Genomic DNA, 16339 nt, shown 5'->3' on the forward strand with positions numbered 1-16339 from the left:
GTGTCATCGGAATTCGCAAGCGGGCACAAGGATATGGGCGCGATCGTGACCTTTACCGGCATGGTGCGCGATTTGCCCGGTGATCCCCTTCAGGCCATGGAAATTGAACATTATCCCGGCATGAGGGAATAGGCGCCGCCCGTATTTCTTCATTGCGCGACACTTTACGCTACCTGACGATGCCTAACCTCGGGGGACGGTGCTGTTTGCGCAGGGGCAGCACGATCAATATCTTGCCATTCCAAATCGCCGACATAGCGTTGCGCCATATGGCCTTGGCCGTTCAGCAAGAACAGATGCAGCCAGCGGTTATCGAACAGGGCGCGCACCTGCGGGTGACGCGCAAGGATGTCCGTGACCGCATCGGCCGGAGCCTCCAGGCAGATTGACAGGCGCAACGGGTCATGGGCAAAATCCGTTCCGTCATGCACCGATTGCCACGGCAAACCCGTACGCAGGATGCCGCCGTTGCCTTCGACGACGCCGACACCGCCCGTCACGTTATGCAGCAGCTTGTTACCGGCCCCAAACGTGTCGGGGGCGACAACCGACCCATAATATTGCAGGCTGATCCAGCTGGCGACCACGACAGGGGCGGTCAGGATCAGCTCCAGCACACCAAAGCCTTCGTCCTTGGTCCAGTCGTAGTCATGCAAGAAAGCGCGCCCGTCCAAGGGCTTGCCACGGGTCCGATTGCGGGGTGCCGCGATAAAAGCACTACAGCCTGCCAACGCCCATTCGGGCCGCGTTTCGGCCCAGTCAATGCTGCGGGTCGCAATGGCCGCGCCTGCATCGGCACGCGGCAACCGCAATGCGCGTTCCGTCCGGGCGATCCTGCCTGCGGCCGCCAGCCAACCCCTGGCCTTGGCGATCAGCGCCTTGGGGGCCGCGCTGCCGGTATCGTTCTCGAAAAGGGTCACGTCGTCGGTGGTGGTATCGTGCAAACCGCCGATAAAAATCGTATCGTCCGGAATGGCGATCCCCAGCTGCGCCAGCCCTGGGCGCACATCGGCATCGTTCAGCATCCCTGCCAAAAGCCGGGCGTTGACGTCGCCTCTGTAGCCGCCACAAGCACCGCAGTGCAGGGTGCTGGCGTGGGGATTGTTCACGACACTGGCCCCGTGCCCGACCAGCAGCACGAGGGGCGCGAAGCTGTCGGTCAGCGACATCGCCCGCAGGATCGTCGCAGCCGCTATGATTTTATCCGCCGTGGCAAATCCATCGTCGAACCGCGGCTGCAATGCCGTTACCTTGGGCGCAGCCATCAGACTGAACGCATCGCGCAGCAGCTTGGTGGCATAGACCGGGCCGGTCGCCTCGACAAAGGCAAAGGACGATACGGCAGCCAGTTTGAACCGTCCCCACGCACGCTCCGCCCGCGCGCGCAGACGGGTGGACTGATCGGATTGCGCGTTTTCGGTGGTGGACACCGTGCTGTGCAATGCGGGTGTCAGCAGCACAGGCAGGCGTGCTTCGCCGATGTCGGATGCGAAATCGCGGTGTGACGTTGCCAGTCCGAAGAACCCGGCAAACCCAAGGGTCTGCACATCGGGATCAAGACTTTCCAGCGCCCGGCGAAACACTTCGGACCGCACGTCGATGCAAAACGCGGCTTGCAGGGCGGGGCGGCCTTGGGGGCTGGCATCGACGGGTGCGGATAGCGTGCGGCTCAGGGCGCGCTGCGCGGCTTGCTCTGCAGCGTCTTGCAATAGGCTGGCGGCGATCTGGGCGGCACTTGGTTCGGGGGCCGTTGCATGGATGGCACGAACCTCTGACCAACGCGTGGCGATCTGGGGGGCGTACTGCGCCAGCAACGCCTGTTCCCAGATCAAACGGATCGTCAGCATATCGGTCGTGGTTGCATCGGTCCCGCCGCGCAATTCTGCCTGCCACAAACGTTGGCGCGCCAGTTGCGACCAGCCGCCCATCCCCAACAACAGTTGGTGGAAATAGGTCGCCGAAGCGTCCGGCGTCAGGTGCAGCGCGTCACAGGCCAGCGACAGCGCCGCCCGCGACCACGCAGGTACATCGGCGACCGTGGCGGCAAAACCTGTAAGGCCGGTGATCTCTGGCGTGAGGTCGCGGCGCGCGAAAACCAGCCAGCTTTCAAAGGCATCGCGCCCCGGTGTCGCCTGCCACAACGCTTGCCCCGCATCGAAATACCCAACAGCCCATGTGCCGATGCGATCTTCGATCAGGCCGGGCCAGTCGATGCCGGAGGCCTCTTTTGCAAGCTCTGCGATGGTGGGCAACGCTATGGGGGCCTCATCAGGTGCTTTTGCTGCCGCTTTGAGCGCCGCAACGCTATCCGGCCCGCCCGCAGGGGCGCTGGCAAAGGCCTTCAGCAGATCCTCATCTGTGATCGTGCCGTCGGCGATGCGGGTCTGATACCAGCTGTTTGGCATCGTCACGCGGGTACCGGCAACGCGGGCCAGCACCGCCGAAACCTGCGCAAGGCTTTGATCGGTCTGACCCAGAAACGGATTGACTGCCACCGAAGACGACAGGGGCCAAAGCGGCGGAATAGTGCGGCTGGCCGCTTCGGACTGGGCGATGAATTCTAGATGGGTACCGGCAAACCCGGCGTGTGTATCCGCTTTCATGGTTTCGCTCCTGAATTGGTGGTGGTACGCGACCAGCCCCTCAGCAGGCGGTCTTCGATGGCGTTGATGTAAAATCCGTTGGTCAGATGAACGCGCAGCCCTTGGGCGGCCGGGTGATGCGACCACAGCGGCAAGGTGGATTGTGCCAAGGCGACGGCCCCGAAGCTGAACAGTGCGAGCAGGATCAGCGCCCATTCCAGCGGTCCGGCGATTGGCGCGGGCGGCAAGGCCCCGACCGTCAACCATTCCGCACCGCGTTGCAGGCCGATATAGGCCAGCGTTGCGATCACTGACATCAAGGCGGTTCTGCGGGTCAAGGCACGGGGGGCGGCATCGGCCAGCCCTTGCGCCAGCAAATAGGCAACCCCGAAGATCAGGATCGCCCCCAAGGCCACAGCCTGCGGGGATTTACTGCCAAAGCCGACCAGCGCGCCAGAACCCATATAGATCACCCCGTATATCGCAATCGCCATGGCAAAGGCGCGGGCAACGGCGCCAAGGTCGGGCACCGCCACAGGGCCGGGCTTGCGGCTGGCTGCGACCCGCTCAACGGCCCCGCCAGCGGACAGAAACGCATGGGCCTTGTAAAGGGAATGGGCAACGATGTGCAGCAGTGCCAGCGGAAACAGGGCCAGCCCGCATTGCAGGATCATGAACCCCATCTGCGATACGGTCGACCACGCCAAGGATACCTTGACCGTCGGTTGGGTCAGCATGACAACCCCGCCAAACAGCGCGGTAAATCCGCCAATCCCCACCAGAACCGCCAGCACAAGTGGTGACAATAGCACTACATCGGCAAAGCGGATCAGCAAAAAACCCCCGCCATTTACGACGCCCGCGTGCAGCAGGGCCGACACCGGGGTAGGGGCCTCCATCACCTCGGTCAGCCAGCCGTGGGTCGGGAACTGTGCGGATTTCAGCACGGCGGCAAGGGCCAGCAGGGCGGCGGCGGCGCTGGCTAGCCCGCCCCCGTCGCCATCTTGTGCCGCTGCCAGCATTTCCGAGATTTCGGTCGTGCCATAAGCTGCGATCAACAATGCCGTGGCGAGGATTAAGGCCGCATCGCCCGCGCGCGCCGTCACGAATTTCTTGTGGGCTGCCCGCTGCGCGGCTACGCGGGCGGGATAGAACAACAGAAGCTTGTGCAGGCACAGGCTGGTGGCGATCCACGCCCCGACGAACTGGAGGATATTGCCCGATTGCACCAATAGGACCACAGCGGCCAGTGTCGCCAGCAGCCAGATGGTGAAATTGATCTGGCCCGCCTCGCCATCAAGGTAGGTCCGGGCGTAGCGTACGACGATCCAGCCGATAAAGGTGACCAGCAACAGCATGGTCATGCTGACGACATCAACGCGCGCGGACAGGCCGACACCCGCCATTCCCAAAAGTGGACTGGTCCCGGCACCGTGAATGATCAGCATCCCCAGCGACAGGACTGCGATGAGCAGCGCACCAAGGGCTGACGCCTCGGCAAGGCGCGCGGCGGTTTGTGGCAGACTGACGGGTTTGTATTTTATCAATGCTGCCGTCCCCAGAAAGAGGGCAGCAGCAAGGAGCGGTAAAAGGTGGATCAGCATAAGGTCCTCCGACGGGGAAATTCAGTTGCGCTGTCTTACGCAGACCGTGATGAATAAAAAAATTCATTGTTCGCAATAAAAAGTTCGTCTAAAACGAACGATATGACAGAGATGAATTATAATCACCTGCGCTATTTCTGGGAGGTCGCCCATGACGGCAATCTGACCCGCACGGCTGCGCGCCTAAACCTGTCGCAATCGGCCGTCTCGGTGCAGATCCGCAAGCTTGAGGATCGCCTGGGCCAGCGCGTTTTCGAGCGTCGCAACAGGCAGTTGCATCTGACCGAAGCGGGCCGGATCACGCTGGACTATGCTGATACGATCTTTGGCGCGGGTCAGGAACTGATTGCCACGTTGCGCCGCACAGGTAATGCGCGGCAGGTGCTGCGCGTCGGCGCGCTGGCCACGTTGTCGCGCAACTTCCAGATTGAATTCCTGCGCCCTCTGCTGGGAAAGCCGCAGGTCGAACTGGTCTTGCGATCAGGCACCTCGATTGAGTTATTGCAGGGGCTTGAGACGCTCGGCCTTGATGTGGTGCTGACCAATCGCGCGCCTGCCGATGATGCGTTGACGTCGTTCATCGTGCATCCTGTGGCCCAACAACCGGTCAGCGTGATCGGCAAGCCGGAACGGATTGATGGCAATAAATCTCTGCTTGATCTGTTGGCGACGAACCCTGTTATCGTACCCACACTGGAAAGCCCGGTTCGGGCGGGGTTTGACGCACTATGCGCGCGCCTTGGTGTCCGGCCGGTTTTGGCGGCCGAGGTTGACGACATGGCGATGATGCGCCTGCTGGCCCGGGAGGACATCGGTCTGGCCGTGCTGCCGCCCATCGTGGTGAAAAACGAGTTGCAGACAGGTCTATTGAAGGAGGCCGATCATGATGTTGGCCTGTCCGAAAGCTTTTACGCGGTGACCGCGAAGCGCAAGTTTCCCAATCCGCTGTTGGCTGAAGTGCTTGAACCCGGTGGCGGGCCTTTTACCGGCTAGATTTCCGGCCCCGCCAAGGGCTACACCGCCAGATGCATCATGCGGCAAGGCCGCTGAGGGATATCGGGATGGCGCTTCCTTCCAATGTTTTTCCGCTTATATCACGCGCAAGCCAGGGAAGCGTTGGAAGCCAAAGCGATCACAGCGGCAGCCACACGAAGTGGCTGTAGGCGAGGGGCCTAGGCGCTTTTAGCGACCTGTTCCGAATGTTCGAAATCGGCCTCTGTCATGTGATCAATCAGATCGTCGGACCTGTGCATCGGCGCTTGGGAGGTGACGGATTTGGCCAGCCGGTATCCACGCCCCCGCTGCGTTTCGATGACATCCCGCGATGCCCCTGCATCGACCAGCCGCGACCGGATGTTCGAGAGGAACACATGGATGGCGACCGGTTCGCTGCCTTCCTCGACACCGTAAAGTTCGGCCATGATGACGTCCTTGCTGACCGCATAGGGCGCGGCAAGGCAGATGGTTTCAAAGATGTTGTATTGGGTCGGTGTCATCTCGACCCTTTGGTGCCCCCAATAGACGCGCCGGTCTTTGACGTTCATCTGCATCGGTCCAAAGTTGATTTTCACGCCTGAATGCCCGGCACGGCGCAGGGCGACCGCGCGGATACGGGCAGTGACCTCGCGGCCATCCATGTCCGGTGCGATGACGTCATCCGCGCCCAGGTTGAATGCTTTGGTCTGATCTGCAGCCGATTTATGACGGTTCAGGACAAGGATGCTCATGTTGCGGTTTTGTCGGCGCAGCTTGATGATACTGTTGGCCCAGTCCACATCCGGCAAATCGGTTTCCAGGATCACGATCGGGCGGCACATCAGGCTGAGCGATTCAAAAATGGCAGTGCCGTCTTTGGCGGCAGTGACCAGAAACCCGTCTTCTTGCAGATACTTCTGCACGAGGGTCGCATCCCAGCTGGTCACACTCATCAATACACGCATTGGTTTCACCCTATGAATGGGGTGTAAATCTGCGCGGGGGCCCCGAACAGGTCCACACACATGGCAGTCATTTCTATCGGTATCCGCCTTGGATACGGTGCCCTTGTAACATCGGATTTACCTATCTCAACGAAATCTCGAGATGAAGGTTAACAAGGGCAGCCGAAAGCCCCGTGGCAAGATGCGGGTATCAGCCCTGCAACAGCGCCTTTTGCACCGCATCATCCCAGCCCAGATAAAAGGCATCAGCGTCGCGGATGACGGGGCGGGCCATCACCTTGGGCTTGGCGGAAATCTGCGCTTCGGCCTCTGAGTTTTTCAGCCAGTCGTTCAGCGCGCGGTAGTCGTTTGACGTGCGGTCAACCAACCGATCGCCGAATTCCGCAATCAATTCAGCCAATTCCGCCTCGCTAAACGGATCTGCCCTGACATCACGGAAGTGCACGTCCTTGCCGTCTGCCTCCAACGCCTTGATGGCTTTTTGGCACAGCGAACAGGTGCTTAGTCCGTAGATGATCATGGCGCAGTCTCCTTTGGGCGCTGGTGATGCACCATCCGGCATTGCCCTGTGCAGGGCAAGCCGTTCCTGACGCTGCATCACCAAGCTTGGTTTCGGTCTTAAGCTTTAATCAGGTCCGGACGCCTGCGAATTTCTCTGCCCATTCCTCGCGTTGCTCGTCCGTGATCTTGGCAAACAGCACTTCGGGGACGTCAAAGGCATGACCGGGGGCCAGTTGCGCCAAGGCGGCGGGCACATCGTCGGGCCAGATAGGTTGGTCTACCCGGACGCATGACAACATACTGGCGGCGGCATCGGGGATAAACGGCGCGGACAGAACGGCGTAAAACGGGATCAGGTTCAGGGCCAGTCGTACTTGGGCGGCAGCCTTGTCCGGGTCGGTCTTGAACGTGGTCCACGGTGCTTCGGCTTGCAGGTATTCGTTGCCCGCAGCCCAGATCGCGCGCAATTCGGCGGCGGATTTGCGGACCTCCATCGCTTCCATCGCGGCTTGATAGCGGCTGACACGTTCGGACAGATCAGCGATCAGCGCATGTTCGGCAGGGCCATATTCGCCGGCTTCCGGCACGGCTTCGCTGAATTTCGAACGGCAGAATTTGGTGATCCTGCTGATGAAGTTGCCCAGAACGTCGGCCAAATCCTTGTTCACCGAGGCCTGGAAATTCTCCCAGGTGAACTCGGCGTCCGACGTTTCCGGCGCATGGCTAAGCAGCCACCAGCGCCATGTATCGGCAGGCAGGATTTCCAGCGCCTGATCCATGAACACGCCGCGCCCGCGCGAGGTCGAGAACTGCCCGCCATCATAGGTCAGGTAGTTGAAAGACTTGATGTAATCGACCAGCTTCCACGGCTCGTTTGATCCCATGATCGTTGCGGGAAAGCTGAGCGTGTGGAAGGGCACGTTATCCTTGCCCATGAACTGGGTATAGCGCACGTCGTCGGCACCTTTGTCGGTACGCCACCACCTTTCCCAGTCAGAGCCCTTGCCTGCGTCGACCCATTCCTGCGCGCAGGCGATATATTCGATGGGGGCGTCGAACCAGACATAGAACACCTTGCCCTCCATCCCCGGCCAGTCTTCGTCGCCGCGTTTGACGGGGACGCCCCAGCTAAGGTCGCGGGTGATGCCACGGTCCTGAAGGCCGTCACCGTCGTGCAACCATTTCTTGGCGATGGACGTGGTCAGAACGGGCCAGTCGGTTTTCGAATTGATCCAGTCGTCCAGCCGGTCCTTCATCTTGGACTGCTTCAGGAACAGATGCTTGGTCGCGCGCATTTCCAGGTCGGTGGCACCCGACACGGTCGAGCGCGGGTTGATCAGGTCTTCGGGGTCCAACTGCTTGGTGCAATTGTCGCATTGATCACCGCGCGCGTCCTCGAAACCGCAGTTGGGGCATGTGCCTTCGACATAGCGGTCGGGCAGGAAGCGGCCATCGGTCTCGGAATAGATCTGGCGCTGTTCGACCTCTTCGATCAGGCCCTCGTTGTACAACGCGCCCGCAAAATGCTGGGTCAGCCTTTGGTTCTGGATGCTGGAAGACCGTCCGAAATGGTCGAAGGACAGACCGAAACCGTCTGCAATCCGCGCCTGAACCTCGTGCATCTCGGCACAGTAGTCTTCGACCGGTTTTCCCGCCTTGGCAGCGGCGAGTTCGGCGGGGGTGCCGTGTTCATCCGTGGCGCATAAAAACAGCACCTCGTGACCGCGTGCGCGCAGGTAGCGGGCGTAAAGATCGGCGGGCAACTGGCTGCCGACCAGATTTCCCAGGTGTTTGATGCCGTTGATGTACGGAATGGCAGAGGTGATAAGGTGGCGTGTCATGGTAAATGGCCCCGTAAATGCTTTGGCATGTCTCTAGCGCAGGGACAGGCGAAGGGCTAGGGGGTGTGGTTGCCGTCGCGGTCGCGTTGGCGGCGCATCAGGCGGCCGATGGTGAAAGACGTGCGTGGCGCATAGACATAGGGTGTGCGCTTGCGTGCTGTGGGGCGGGCGCGCATGCGGGTCAGGCCAAAGATCAGCAGCACGCCGTGTCCGACCGATATCATGGTAAACAGCGCCGCTGGGCCATAGGTTTCGATCAGCACAGAGGCAAGGTACGGCGCAAAGATCGCGCCGACGGCAAACCAGAACATCAGCGCGGCTGACAGTTCGATCCGTTCTTCGCTGGTGGCGAAGTCATGGGCATGGGCGGCGGCGACGGAGTAGATCGGGAATGTCGTCAGCCCGAAAAGCGTCGCGGCCAGAAAGATCGCCTGCGTGCCAAGACCTGCCGACATGACGGTGACGGCACAACTGACGATGGATGCGCCCGACAACCAGATCAGCACCCAGCGGCGGTCGAATTTATCCGCCAGCCAGCCAATCGGGAACTGTGCCAGCGCGCCGCCCAGGACAAAAGCCGACAGGAACCACGCGATTTGACCGGCGGTCAGGCCGACCTCTTCGCCATAGATGGGGCCGACCATGCGAAACGATGCGCTGGACAGCGCCGCGATCACCACGGCGGCGGCGGCCAGCGGCGACCGGTCAACTGCCAACCGGGGCCGCAGACGCGGTTGCGCCGGGGTTTCGGGTTGCGGCAGCCGTGTCAGGGTCAGCGGGATCAGGGCCGCACAGCACAGGATCGCCAGCAGGTTGTAGGACACATAGGATGCGGGGCTGAGCACGCCGATGATCATCTGTGCGGCCAGTGATCCGCTCATGTCGACAACGCGGTAGGCCCCCATGGTGCGACCGCGGGTTTCATTGGTGACTTTTGCGTTCAACCATGCCTCGACCACGGTGTAGCAGCCTGCCACGCATAGGCCCGACGCGACCCGCATCAGCGCCCAGGCGTAAGGGTCCAGCACCAGCATGTGGGACATCAACCCGATGGATCCGGCGGCGGTAAAGGCGGCAAAGGCGCGGCTGTGCCCGACGCTGCCCATCAGGCGCGGGGCCCACCAGCAGCCGATGAAAAAGCCGACGAAATGCGCTGACCCTAATAGGCCGATTTCCTGATTGGAAAACCCAAGCTGGATGCCTGACAGCACGTCCAGCGGCCCCACACCGCCCGAAGACAGTTGCAGGAAGATCACGGAGAGGAACAGGGCGGCAAAGGAGATGAGCAAACGCATGAAAAATACTCTGTCGGGTTTGCGGGGCGAAACCAATGTGCAAAGCGACAGACGCTGAAAAAAACAGCGCAAGCCGGCTTTTGCGATGCCGCATGGAAAACCGCTTGCGATGGCGCGGGCGCTGCGAGAGTGTGGGCGCAAATCAAGCCGGAGAGACGCGATGAAGATGAATAAGCTGGGCCGTACCGATATCGAGGTGACGGATTTTTGTTTGGGGTCAATGACTTGGGGTACGCAAAACACGCCTGAGGAAGGCCATGCACAGATCGACCGCGCGTTGGAGGCGGGGATCAATTTCATCGACACGGCGGAAATGTATCCCGTCAATCCGATCAAGGCCGAGACCGTCGGGCTGACCGAACAGATCATCGGCCAGTGGATTGCAAAAAGCGGGCGGCGCAAGGATTTCGTGCTGGCCTCCAAGCATTCGGGCGAAGGGGCGGCAGTCCGCGACGGGGCGGGAATATCGTCAAAGACCATCCGCGATACGGTCGAAGGATCGTTGAAGCGGTTGCAGACGGATTACATCGATCTGTACCAGTTCCACTGGCCCAATCGCGGCAGCTACATGTTCCGCAAGAACTGGACCTACGACCCATCCTCGCAGAACCGCAGCGAGACGATCGCCCACATGGAAGACTGCATGGGCGCGCTGCAGGATGAGGTAAAGCGCGGCACGATCCGCAGCTTTGGCCTGAGCAACGAAAGCGCGTGGGGGCTGACACAATGGGCCGAGGCGGCAGAACGCACGGGCGGGCCGCGCCCCGTATCGGTGCAGAATGAATATTCGCTGCTGTGCCGTCTGGCCGATACCGATCTGGCAGAAACGTGCCACAACGAAGACATCGGATTGCTGTCGTTTTCGCCGCTTGCGGCGGGCATGTTGACCGGGAAATACCAGAACGGTGCGCTGCCGGACGGGTCGCGCATGGCGATCAACGGTGATTTGGGCGGGCGCAAGACCGACCGCGTATTTGACGCCACCGCCGCCTATCTGGACATCGCGCAGAAACACGGGCTGGACCCGACCCAGATGGCGCTGGCCTGGGCGCGCCAGCGGCCCTTCATGACGTCAATTATCTTTGGGGCGACGTCATTGGACCAGCTCGAGGTCGCTTTGGGTGCGATTGATCTGGAACTGAATGATGAAATCCTGGCTGATATCAATGCTGCGCACAAAGCGCATCCGATGCCGTACTAACCGCTTTTGAAGGAGCCTTACGATGCCTCTTACCATGAACAAGGACGTGTTTATCACCTGCGCGGTCACCGGATCGGGCGGCAGCCAGGACCGCAGCCATCATGTGCCCCGGTCGCCGGCCCAGATCGCCGACAGTGCGATTGCTGCGGCCAAGGCAGGTGCGGCCGTGGTGCATTGCCACGTGCGCGACCCTGAAACCGGCGTGCCAAGCCGCCGGTTGGATCTGTACCGCGAGGTCACGGAGCGCATCCGCGAATCCGAAACCGATGTGATCTTGAACCTGACGGCGGGCATGGGGGGCGATATCATCTTTGGGCCGACCGAAAACCCGATGCCCCCGATCGCAGGCACCGACATGATCGGCGCATCCGAGCGGGTCCAGCACATCGCCGAATGCCTGCCCGAGATTTGCACGCTGGATTGCGGTACGATGAACTTTGCCGAAGCCGATTACGTGATGACCAACACGCCGGGCATGCTGACGGCGATGGGGCAGATGATGACGCATCTGGGCGTCAAGCCCGAGATCGAGGCGTTTGACACCGGCCATCTTTGGTACGCCAAGCAACTGGTCAAAGACGGCGTGCTGGACAGCCCCGCGTTGGTGCAGCTGTGCATGGGCGTGCCCTGGGGGGCACCGGATGATCTGAACACCTTCATGGCGATGGTAAACAACGTGCCCGACGACTGGACTTTCAGCGCCTTCGGTCTGGGGCGCAACCAGATGGCCTATGTCGCCGCCTCCGTGCTGGCAGGTGGCAACGTGCGCGTCGGTCTCGAGGATAACCTGTGGCTGGACAAGGGCGTGCTGGCCGAGAACTGGCAACTGGTGGAACGTGCAGGCTCGATCATTGAAAACATGGGTGCGCGGGTCATCGGCCCGGCAGAGGTGCGCGAAAAGCTGGGTCTGACCAAACGGGCCCCAAAGTGAAATATGCTTTGCTGGCGTTGACCCTGCTGGCGGGCTGTGCGGCCCCTCTGGCCAAGGACGGTCTGGGGTACCGCGACACGACGGCGCTGATCGGGGCCACCGCGCGCTATGATGCCGACCGTTTTGCGGGGGCATGGGTGGTCCGGGGCAGCTTTGCTCTGGATGCGCCTGACCGGGTGGCCTTGGTCGACAGCACGGGCGGCCCGGCATTCCAGCTTTGTGATGATGCGGGGACGTGCGAGGCGCTTTGGCTGGCGACGGCAACAGGTCAGGGCCGCTATGCCCTGACCCAACCCGACGGCACCCCGCGCGATCTGTGGGTGCTTTGGGTAGACGAAGGGTTCCGCACCGCCGTGGTGGGCAACCCTGCAGGCGATTTTGGCTGGATTTTGGACCGCAAGCCGACGGGCGGCGCGGACCGGATCACGGCCGCACGCGAGATATTGGATTTCAACGGCTATGATATCAGCCAGTTAAGGATGCGAAAATGACGAAGATTGCGGCAATTATTGGCGGCGGAGTAATCGGTGGCGGATGGGCCGCGCGTTTCGCGCTGAACGGGTGGAACGTACAGGTTTTTGACCCCGACCCCCAGGCCGAACGCAAGATTGGCGAAGTCATGGCCAACGCCCGCCGCTCCATGCCCGGTCTGACCGATGTGGCCTTGCCGGACGCAGGCGCAATCAGCTTTCACGACAGCATTTCCGACGCCGTCGCAGGGGCGTCGTGGATTCAGGAAAGCGTGCCGGAGCGGCTTGAGATCAAGCACACGACCTTTGGTGCGATCCAGCAGGCCTGTGATCCGGATGCGGTGATCGGATCGTCTACCTCGGGCTTCAAACCCTCCGAATTGCAAGAGGGCATGGCGCGCCCCGATCAGATCATGGTCGCGCATCCATTCAACCCTGTCTATCTGCTGCCGCTGGTTGAACTGGTGCCGGGCAATGGCATCGACGGGCCGATGGTCGACAAGGCCAAGGCAACCCTGACGTCGATCGGGATGTACCCGTTGCACCTGAAGAAAGAAATCGACGCCCATGTCGCGGACCGCTTCCTTGAGGCCGTCTGGCGCGAGGCGCTGTGGCTGGTCAAGGATGGCATCGCCACCACCGAAGAAATCGACAACGCCATCCGCTATGGCTTTGGCATCCGCTGGGCGCAGATGGGTCTGTTCGAGACCTACCGCGTGGCAGGGGGAGAGGCCGGGATGAAGCATTTCATGGCGCAGTTCGGGCCTGCACTGGAATGGCCGTGGACCAAACTGATGGACGTACCCGAATTCAATGACGAGCTGGTTGATCTGATCGCGGGGCAGTCCGATGAACAGTCCGGCGCATATGGCATCCGCGATCTGGAACGCATCCGCGACAACAATCTGGTGTCGATGATGCGCGCGCTCAAGCAGCAGGACTGGGGCGCAGGCCGGTTGATGAAGCAGCACGAGGCGACGTTGCGCGCAGGCACGGCGCTGGCCGCGCGCGCCGACGACATCGAAGACGCCAGCCAGCCAGTGCTGACCGTACGCCGTGCCGTGCCGCTGGATTGGACCGACTACAACGGCCACATGACCGAAGCGAAATACCTGCAAGCCTTTGCCGATGCGACGGACCGCTTTATGGAACTGATCGGCTGTGATGCCGAATACATCGCCTCGGGTGGCAGCTATTTCACGGCGGAAACGCACATTCGTCATGTGGACGAGGTGCACGCCGGCGCCCTGATCGAGGTCCGCACGCGGGTGTTGATGGGGGCGGGCAAGAAGATGCACCTGTGGCACGAGATGTACGAGGGCGACCGCCTGCTGGCCACGGGGGAACATTTCCTGCTTCACGTCAGCTTGCAAACCCGCAAACCGTCCGACCCCAGCGACAAAATCGAAGCTGCATTGGTGCGGTTCGCCCAAGCCCACGCCAGCCTGCCTATGCCCGAAGGGGTTGGCCGCCACGTCGGCGCACCCCGGTGAAGCAGGTTCTGATCACCGCTGGCGCGTCAGGCATCGGGCGCGCCATGGGCGAGGCCTTTGCCGACGCGGGGTTCCAGGTCTGGGTGACAGATGTCGACGCCGCCGGCCTGGCCGATCTGCCCCAGACGTGGCATGGCCGTCAGGTCAGTGCGACGGATGAGGTCGCGATGGCCGATGTCATCGCGCAGATGGGCCGCATTGATGTGCTGTGTGCCAATGCGGGTATCGCGGGGCCAACGGCGCGGGTCGAAGACGTGGCACTGGATGATTTCCGCGCCTGCGTCAGCGTCAATCTGGAAGGGGCGTTCATCGCGGCAAAACATGCCGCACCCTTGATGAAGGCGGCACGCAGCGGGGCCATCGTGATCACCTCGTCAACCGCGGGCATCTACGGCTACCCCAACCGCGCGCCATACGCGGCGGCGAAATGGGCGATGATCGGCCTGATGAAGACCTTGGCGATGGAACTTGGCCCCTTCGGCATCCGCGCCAACGCGATCTGCCCCGGATCGGTCGAAGGCCCGCGCATGGAAGGTGTGCTGGCCCGCGAAGCTGTGGCCAAAGGGCATGACACGCGATCAGGTCTATGACGGTTATGCGTCGGGCACGTCGATGCGCAGCTTTGTCGAGGCGCGCGATGTCGCGAACATGGCGGTGTTTCTGGGCTCGGACGGGGCGCGGCTGGTATCGGGGCAGGTGATCGCCGTGGACGGGCATACGGAAAATCCCGACCCCAAACTGTGATTGAAGGCTGGCAAGGCGGCGCGAAACGCGCATAAGGGGCTGCATGACACATGCATTGCCCGACCTGTGGATCCTCGTCACGCTTGCCGCCGCCGTCTTTCAGACCGCGCGGTTCATGCTGCAAAAATATCTTGCGACCGCGACGCTTTCGGCAGCCGGGGCCACATTTGCACGGTTCCTGTATTCGGCACCGTTTATCATTGGCGGATTGGCCGCCTATCTTGGGGCAAGCGGGACATCTTTGCCGCAGATGGCCCCGCGCTTCTGGGCCTATGGGCTGCTGGGCGGCACGGCGCAAATCCTCGCGACGGTGTGCGTTGTCCTGCTTTTCAAGCAACGCAATTTTGCCGTCGGGATCACCTTCAAGAAGACCGAAGTGATCCTGACCGTTCTGATGGGATGGCTGATCCTGGGCGAAGGCGTCACTGGATGGGGATTTGCCGCAATCGGGTTAGGTGTGGTGGGGTTGCTGTTGCTTTCGGGCAAAAAGGGATCGACGGGGTTCCACCTTGGTGATCTGCGCAATCGCGCGGCAGGGCTGGGCATAGCGTCGGGTTTTTTGTTCGCGATTTCGGCGGTCACCTACCGGGGCGCAACGCTGGCGGTGACGTCGGAGTTGCCTGTGCTGCGGGCGGGTGTGACCCTAGCGGCGGTGGTCTGCATGCAGTCGTTGATCATGGCCGTCTGGCTGCGGTGGCGGGAGCCCGGCCAGATGGGGGCCGTTTGGCAGGCGCGCAACGTCGCGGTCTGGATCGGGCTGATGTCGCTGGGCGGATCGCTATGCTGGTTCATCGCCTTCACACTTGAGAACGCCGCCTACGTCAAGGCACTGGGGCAGGTCGAGCTGATCCTGAGCGTCGCGGCGTCGACGTTGTTCTTCCACGAGAAAATCACAGGCCGCGAATGGGCGGGCATGGCAGTGCTGGTCAGCTCGATCCTGATGCTGGTGCTCGTCACCTGAGGCACGCGCGGAATTTTACAAAATTCCGGACCGTTTTTTCGAAAAAGACAGCGACGCCAGCAGCGTCAGTCTGTCATCGGGCGACCGCGCAGGCGCAGGAAAAGGCTTTCTTCATCGTTGTTCTTGAAGAACGGGACAGACGCGGGCGGGGCCAGGTCCTTGGCGCGGGCTTCGACTTCGGCCAGCACAACCTCTGTGATGAAGGGCATGTCGAAGGATCGCGCGTCGGACAGGGCGACCCATTGCAGATGGGAAAGCTCGTCACAGGCGGCGTCGAAATCATCCAGGTCCGTCGCAATGTGGTCCGCATCGACCAGAAAGAACCGGGCATCAAAACGCCGCGGACGGCCCGGAGGGGTCAATGCGCGGAAAACAAATTGCAGCGCGGAGGCATCGGGCACATAGCCGCGTTCGGCAAAGCTTGCCCAGTCATCATGCGGTGTACCTTGCCAATCGCCCTTTTGGCCCAGGATCAGCCCGGTTTCCTCCCAAAGTTCGCGGATGCCCGCGACGGCCAGAGCATGGGCAAGCGTGGGATCGGCGTCCTCGGCCAGACGGTCGCGGCACATTTCGGGCAGAGGGCTGGCCAGGGCGATATCGGCGTCATCCTTGTCCACGGCACCGCCGGGGAACACGAACTTGTTGGGCATGAACACGGCTTTCGACCCGCGTTGACCCATCAGGATGCGCGGGCTTTCAAAGCGGTCGCGAATCACGATGACTGTCGATGCGTTGCGAATTTGTGTCTTGTCGATTGTCATAGGTCAGCCTTTGCC

General features: G+C 61.6%; 13 protein-coding genes and 2 pseudogenes. 8 read left to right on the forward strand and 7 right to left on the reverse strand.

Annotated elements, in window-relative coordinates:
* Positions 1-129 (forward strand): annotated as a pseudogene (locus RGAI101_RS21670) (molybdenum cofactor biosynthesis protein MoaE); the annotation flags it as partial.
* Positions 130-164: 35 nt separating this feature from the next.
* Here the strand turns inward: RGAI101_RS21670 and RGAI101_RS17665 are convergent.
* Entirely contained in the window at positions 165-2603 is a 2439-nt protein-coding gene (locus RGAI101_RS17665) for a YbcC family protein (protein ID WP_008225038.1), read from the reverse strand.
* Positions 2600-4186, reverse strand: coding sequence for a proton-conducting transporter transmembrane domain-containing protein (locus RGAI101_RS17670; protein ID WP_008226044.1), 1587 nt, complete (start codon positions 4184-4186; stop codon positions 2600-2602). Before RGAI101_RS17670 ends, RGAI101_RS17665 begins: the two co-directional genes overlap by 4 nt.
* A gap of 102 nt (positions 4187-4288) precedes the next feature.
* Here RGAI101_RS17670 and RGAI101_RS17675 point away from each other — a divergent pair, with 102 nt between their 5' ends.
* Entirely contained in the window at positions 4289-5179 is an 891-nt protein-coding gene (locus RGAI101_RS17675) for a LysR family transcriptional regulator (RefSeq protein ID WP_008227790.1), read from the forward strand.
* Positions 5180-5358: 179 nt separating this feature from the next.
* Here RGAI101_RS17675 and RGAI101_RS17680 read toward each other — a convergent pair whose 3' ends face one another.
* The 4 genes from RGAI101_RS17680 to RGAI101_RS17695 all read right to left on the reverse strand — a co-directional run bounded on the left by RGAI101_RS17680 (position 5359) and on the right by RGAI101_RS17695 (position 9763).
* Positions 5359-6126: a response regulator transcription factor gene (locus RGAI101_RS17680; RefSeq protein WP_008227843.1), complete on the reverse strand. Its 768-nt coding sequence runs from the start codon at positions 6124-6126 to the stop codon at positions 5359-5361.
* Positions 6127-6316: 190 nt separating this feature from the next.
* The gene (locus RGAI101_RS17685; protein ID WP_037228685.1) at positions 6317-6646 is read right to left on the reverse strand and encodes an arsenate reductase family protein; all 330 of its coding nucleotides are present in this window, start codon (positions 6644-6646) and stop codon (positions 6317-6319) included.
* A gap of 109 nt (positions 6647-6755) precedes the next feature.
* Positions 6756-8468, reverse strand: a complete 1713-nt coding sequence (gene metG / locus RGAI101_RS17690) for a methionine--tRNA ligase (RefSeq protein WP_008225098.1) — start codon at positions 8466-8468, stop codon at positions 6756-6758.
* A 56-nt stretch (positions 8469-8524) separates the two neighbouring features.
* Positions 8525-9763, reverse strand: a complete 1239-nt coding sequence (locus RGAI101_RS17695; RefSeq protein ID WP_037228687.1) for an MFS transporter — start codon at positions 9761-9763, stop codon at positions 8525-8527.
* A 160-nt stretch (positions 9764-9923) separates the two neighbouring features.
* Here RGAI101_RS17695 and RGAI101_RS17700 point away from each other — a divergent pair, with 160 nt between their 5' ends.
* From RGAI101_RS17700 to RGAI101_RS17725, 6 genes and pseudogenes are all read left to right on the forward strand, one after another.
* Positions 9924-10964, forward strand: coding sequence for an aldo/keto reductase (locus RGAI101_RS17700; protein WP_037228690.1), 1041 nt, complete (start codon positions 9924-9926; stop codon positions 10962-10964).
* Between the two features lie 22 nt (positions 10965-10986).
* A complete protein-coding gene (locus tag RGAI101_RS17705) occupies positions 10987-11895 on the forward strand; it encodes a 3-keto-5-aminohexanoate cleavage protein (RefSeq protein WP_037228693.1) in 909 nt (302 codons plus the stop codon).
* Positions 11892-12386, forward strand: coding sequence for a lipocalin family protein (locus RGAI101_RS17710; RefSeq protein ID WP_008228478.1), 495 nt, complete (start codon positions 11892-11894; stop codon positions 12384-12386). Before RGAI101_RS17705 ends, RGAI101_RS17710 begins: the two co-directional genes overlap by 4 nt.
* Positions 12383-13858, forward strand: coding sequence for a carnitine 3-dehydrogenase (locus RGAI101_RS17715; protein WP_008227347.1), 1476 nt, complete (start codon positions 12383-12385; stop codon positions 13856-13858). Before RGAI101_RS17710 ends, RGAI101_RS17715 begins: the two co-directional genes overlap by 4 nt.
* 44 nt (positions 13859-13902) lie before the next feature.
* Positions 13903-14602: pseudogene (locus tag RGAI101_RS17720) on the forward strand (SDR family oxidoreductase).
* Positions 14603-14645: 43 nt separating this feature from the next.
* The gene (locus RGAI101_RS17725; RefSeq protein WP_008227962.1) at positions 14646-15563 is read left to right on the forward strand and encodes a DMT family transporter; all 918 of its coding nucleotides are present in this window, start codon (positions 14646-14648) and stop codon (positions 15561-15563) included.
* Positions 15564-15628: 65 nt separating this feature from the next.
* On the opposite strand, the gene RGAI101_RS17730 is transcribed toward RGAI101_RS17725, so the two are convergent.
* Positions 15629-16324, reverse strand: a complete 696-nt coding sequence (locus RGAI101_RS17730) for an NUDIX hydrolase (RefSeq protein WP_008225381.1) — start codon at positions 16322-16324, stop codon at positions 15629-15631.
* Positions 16325-16339 lie beyond the last annotated feature (15 nt).

The sequence above is a fragment of the Roseobacter sp. GAI101 genome, from assembly GCF_000156335.1.
Taxonomy (GTDB): domain Bacteria; phylum Pseudomonadota; class Alphaproteobacteria; order Rhodobacterales; family Rhodobacteraceae; genus Sulfitobacter.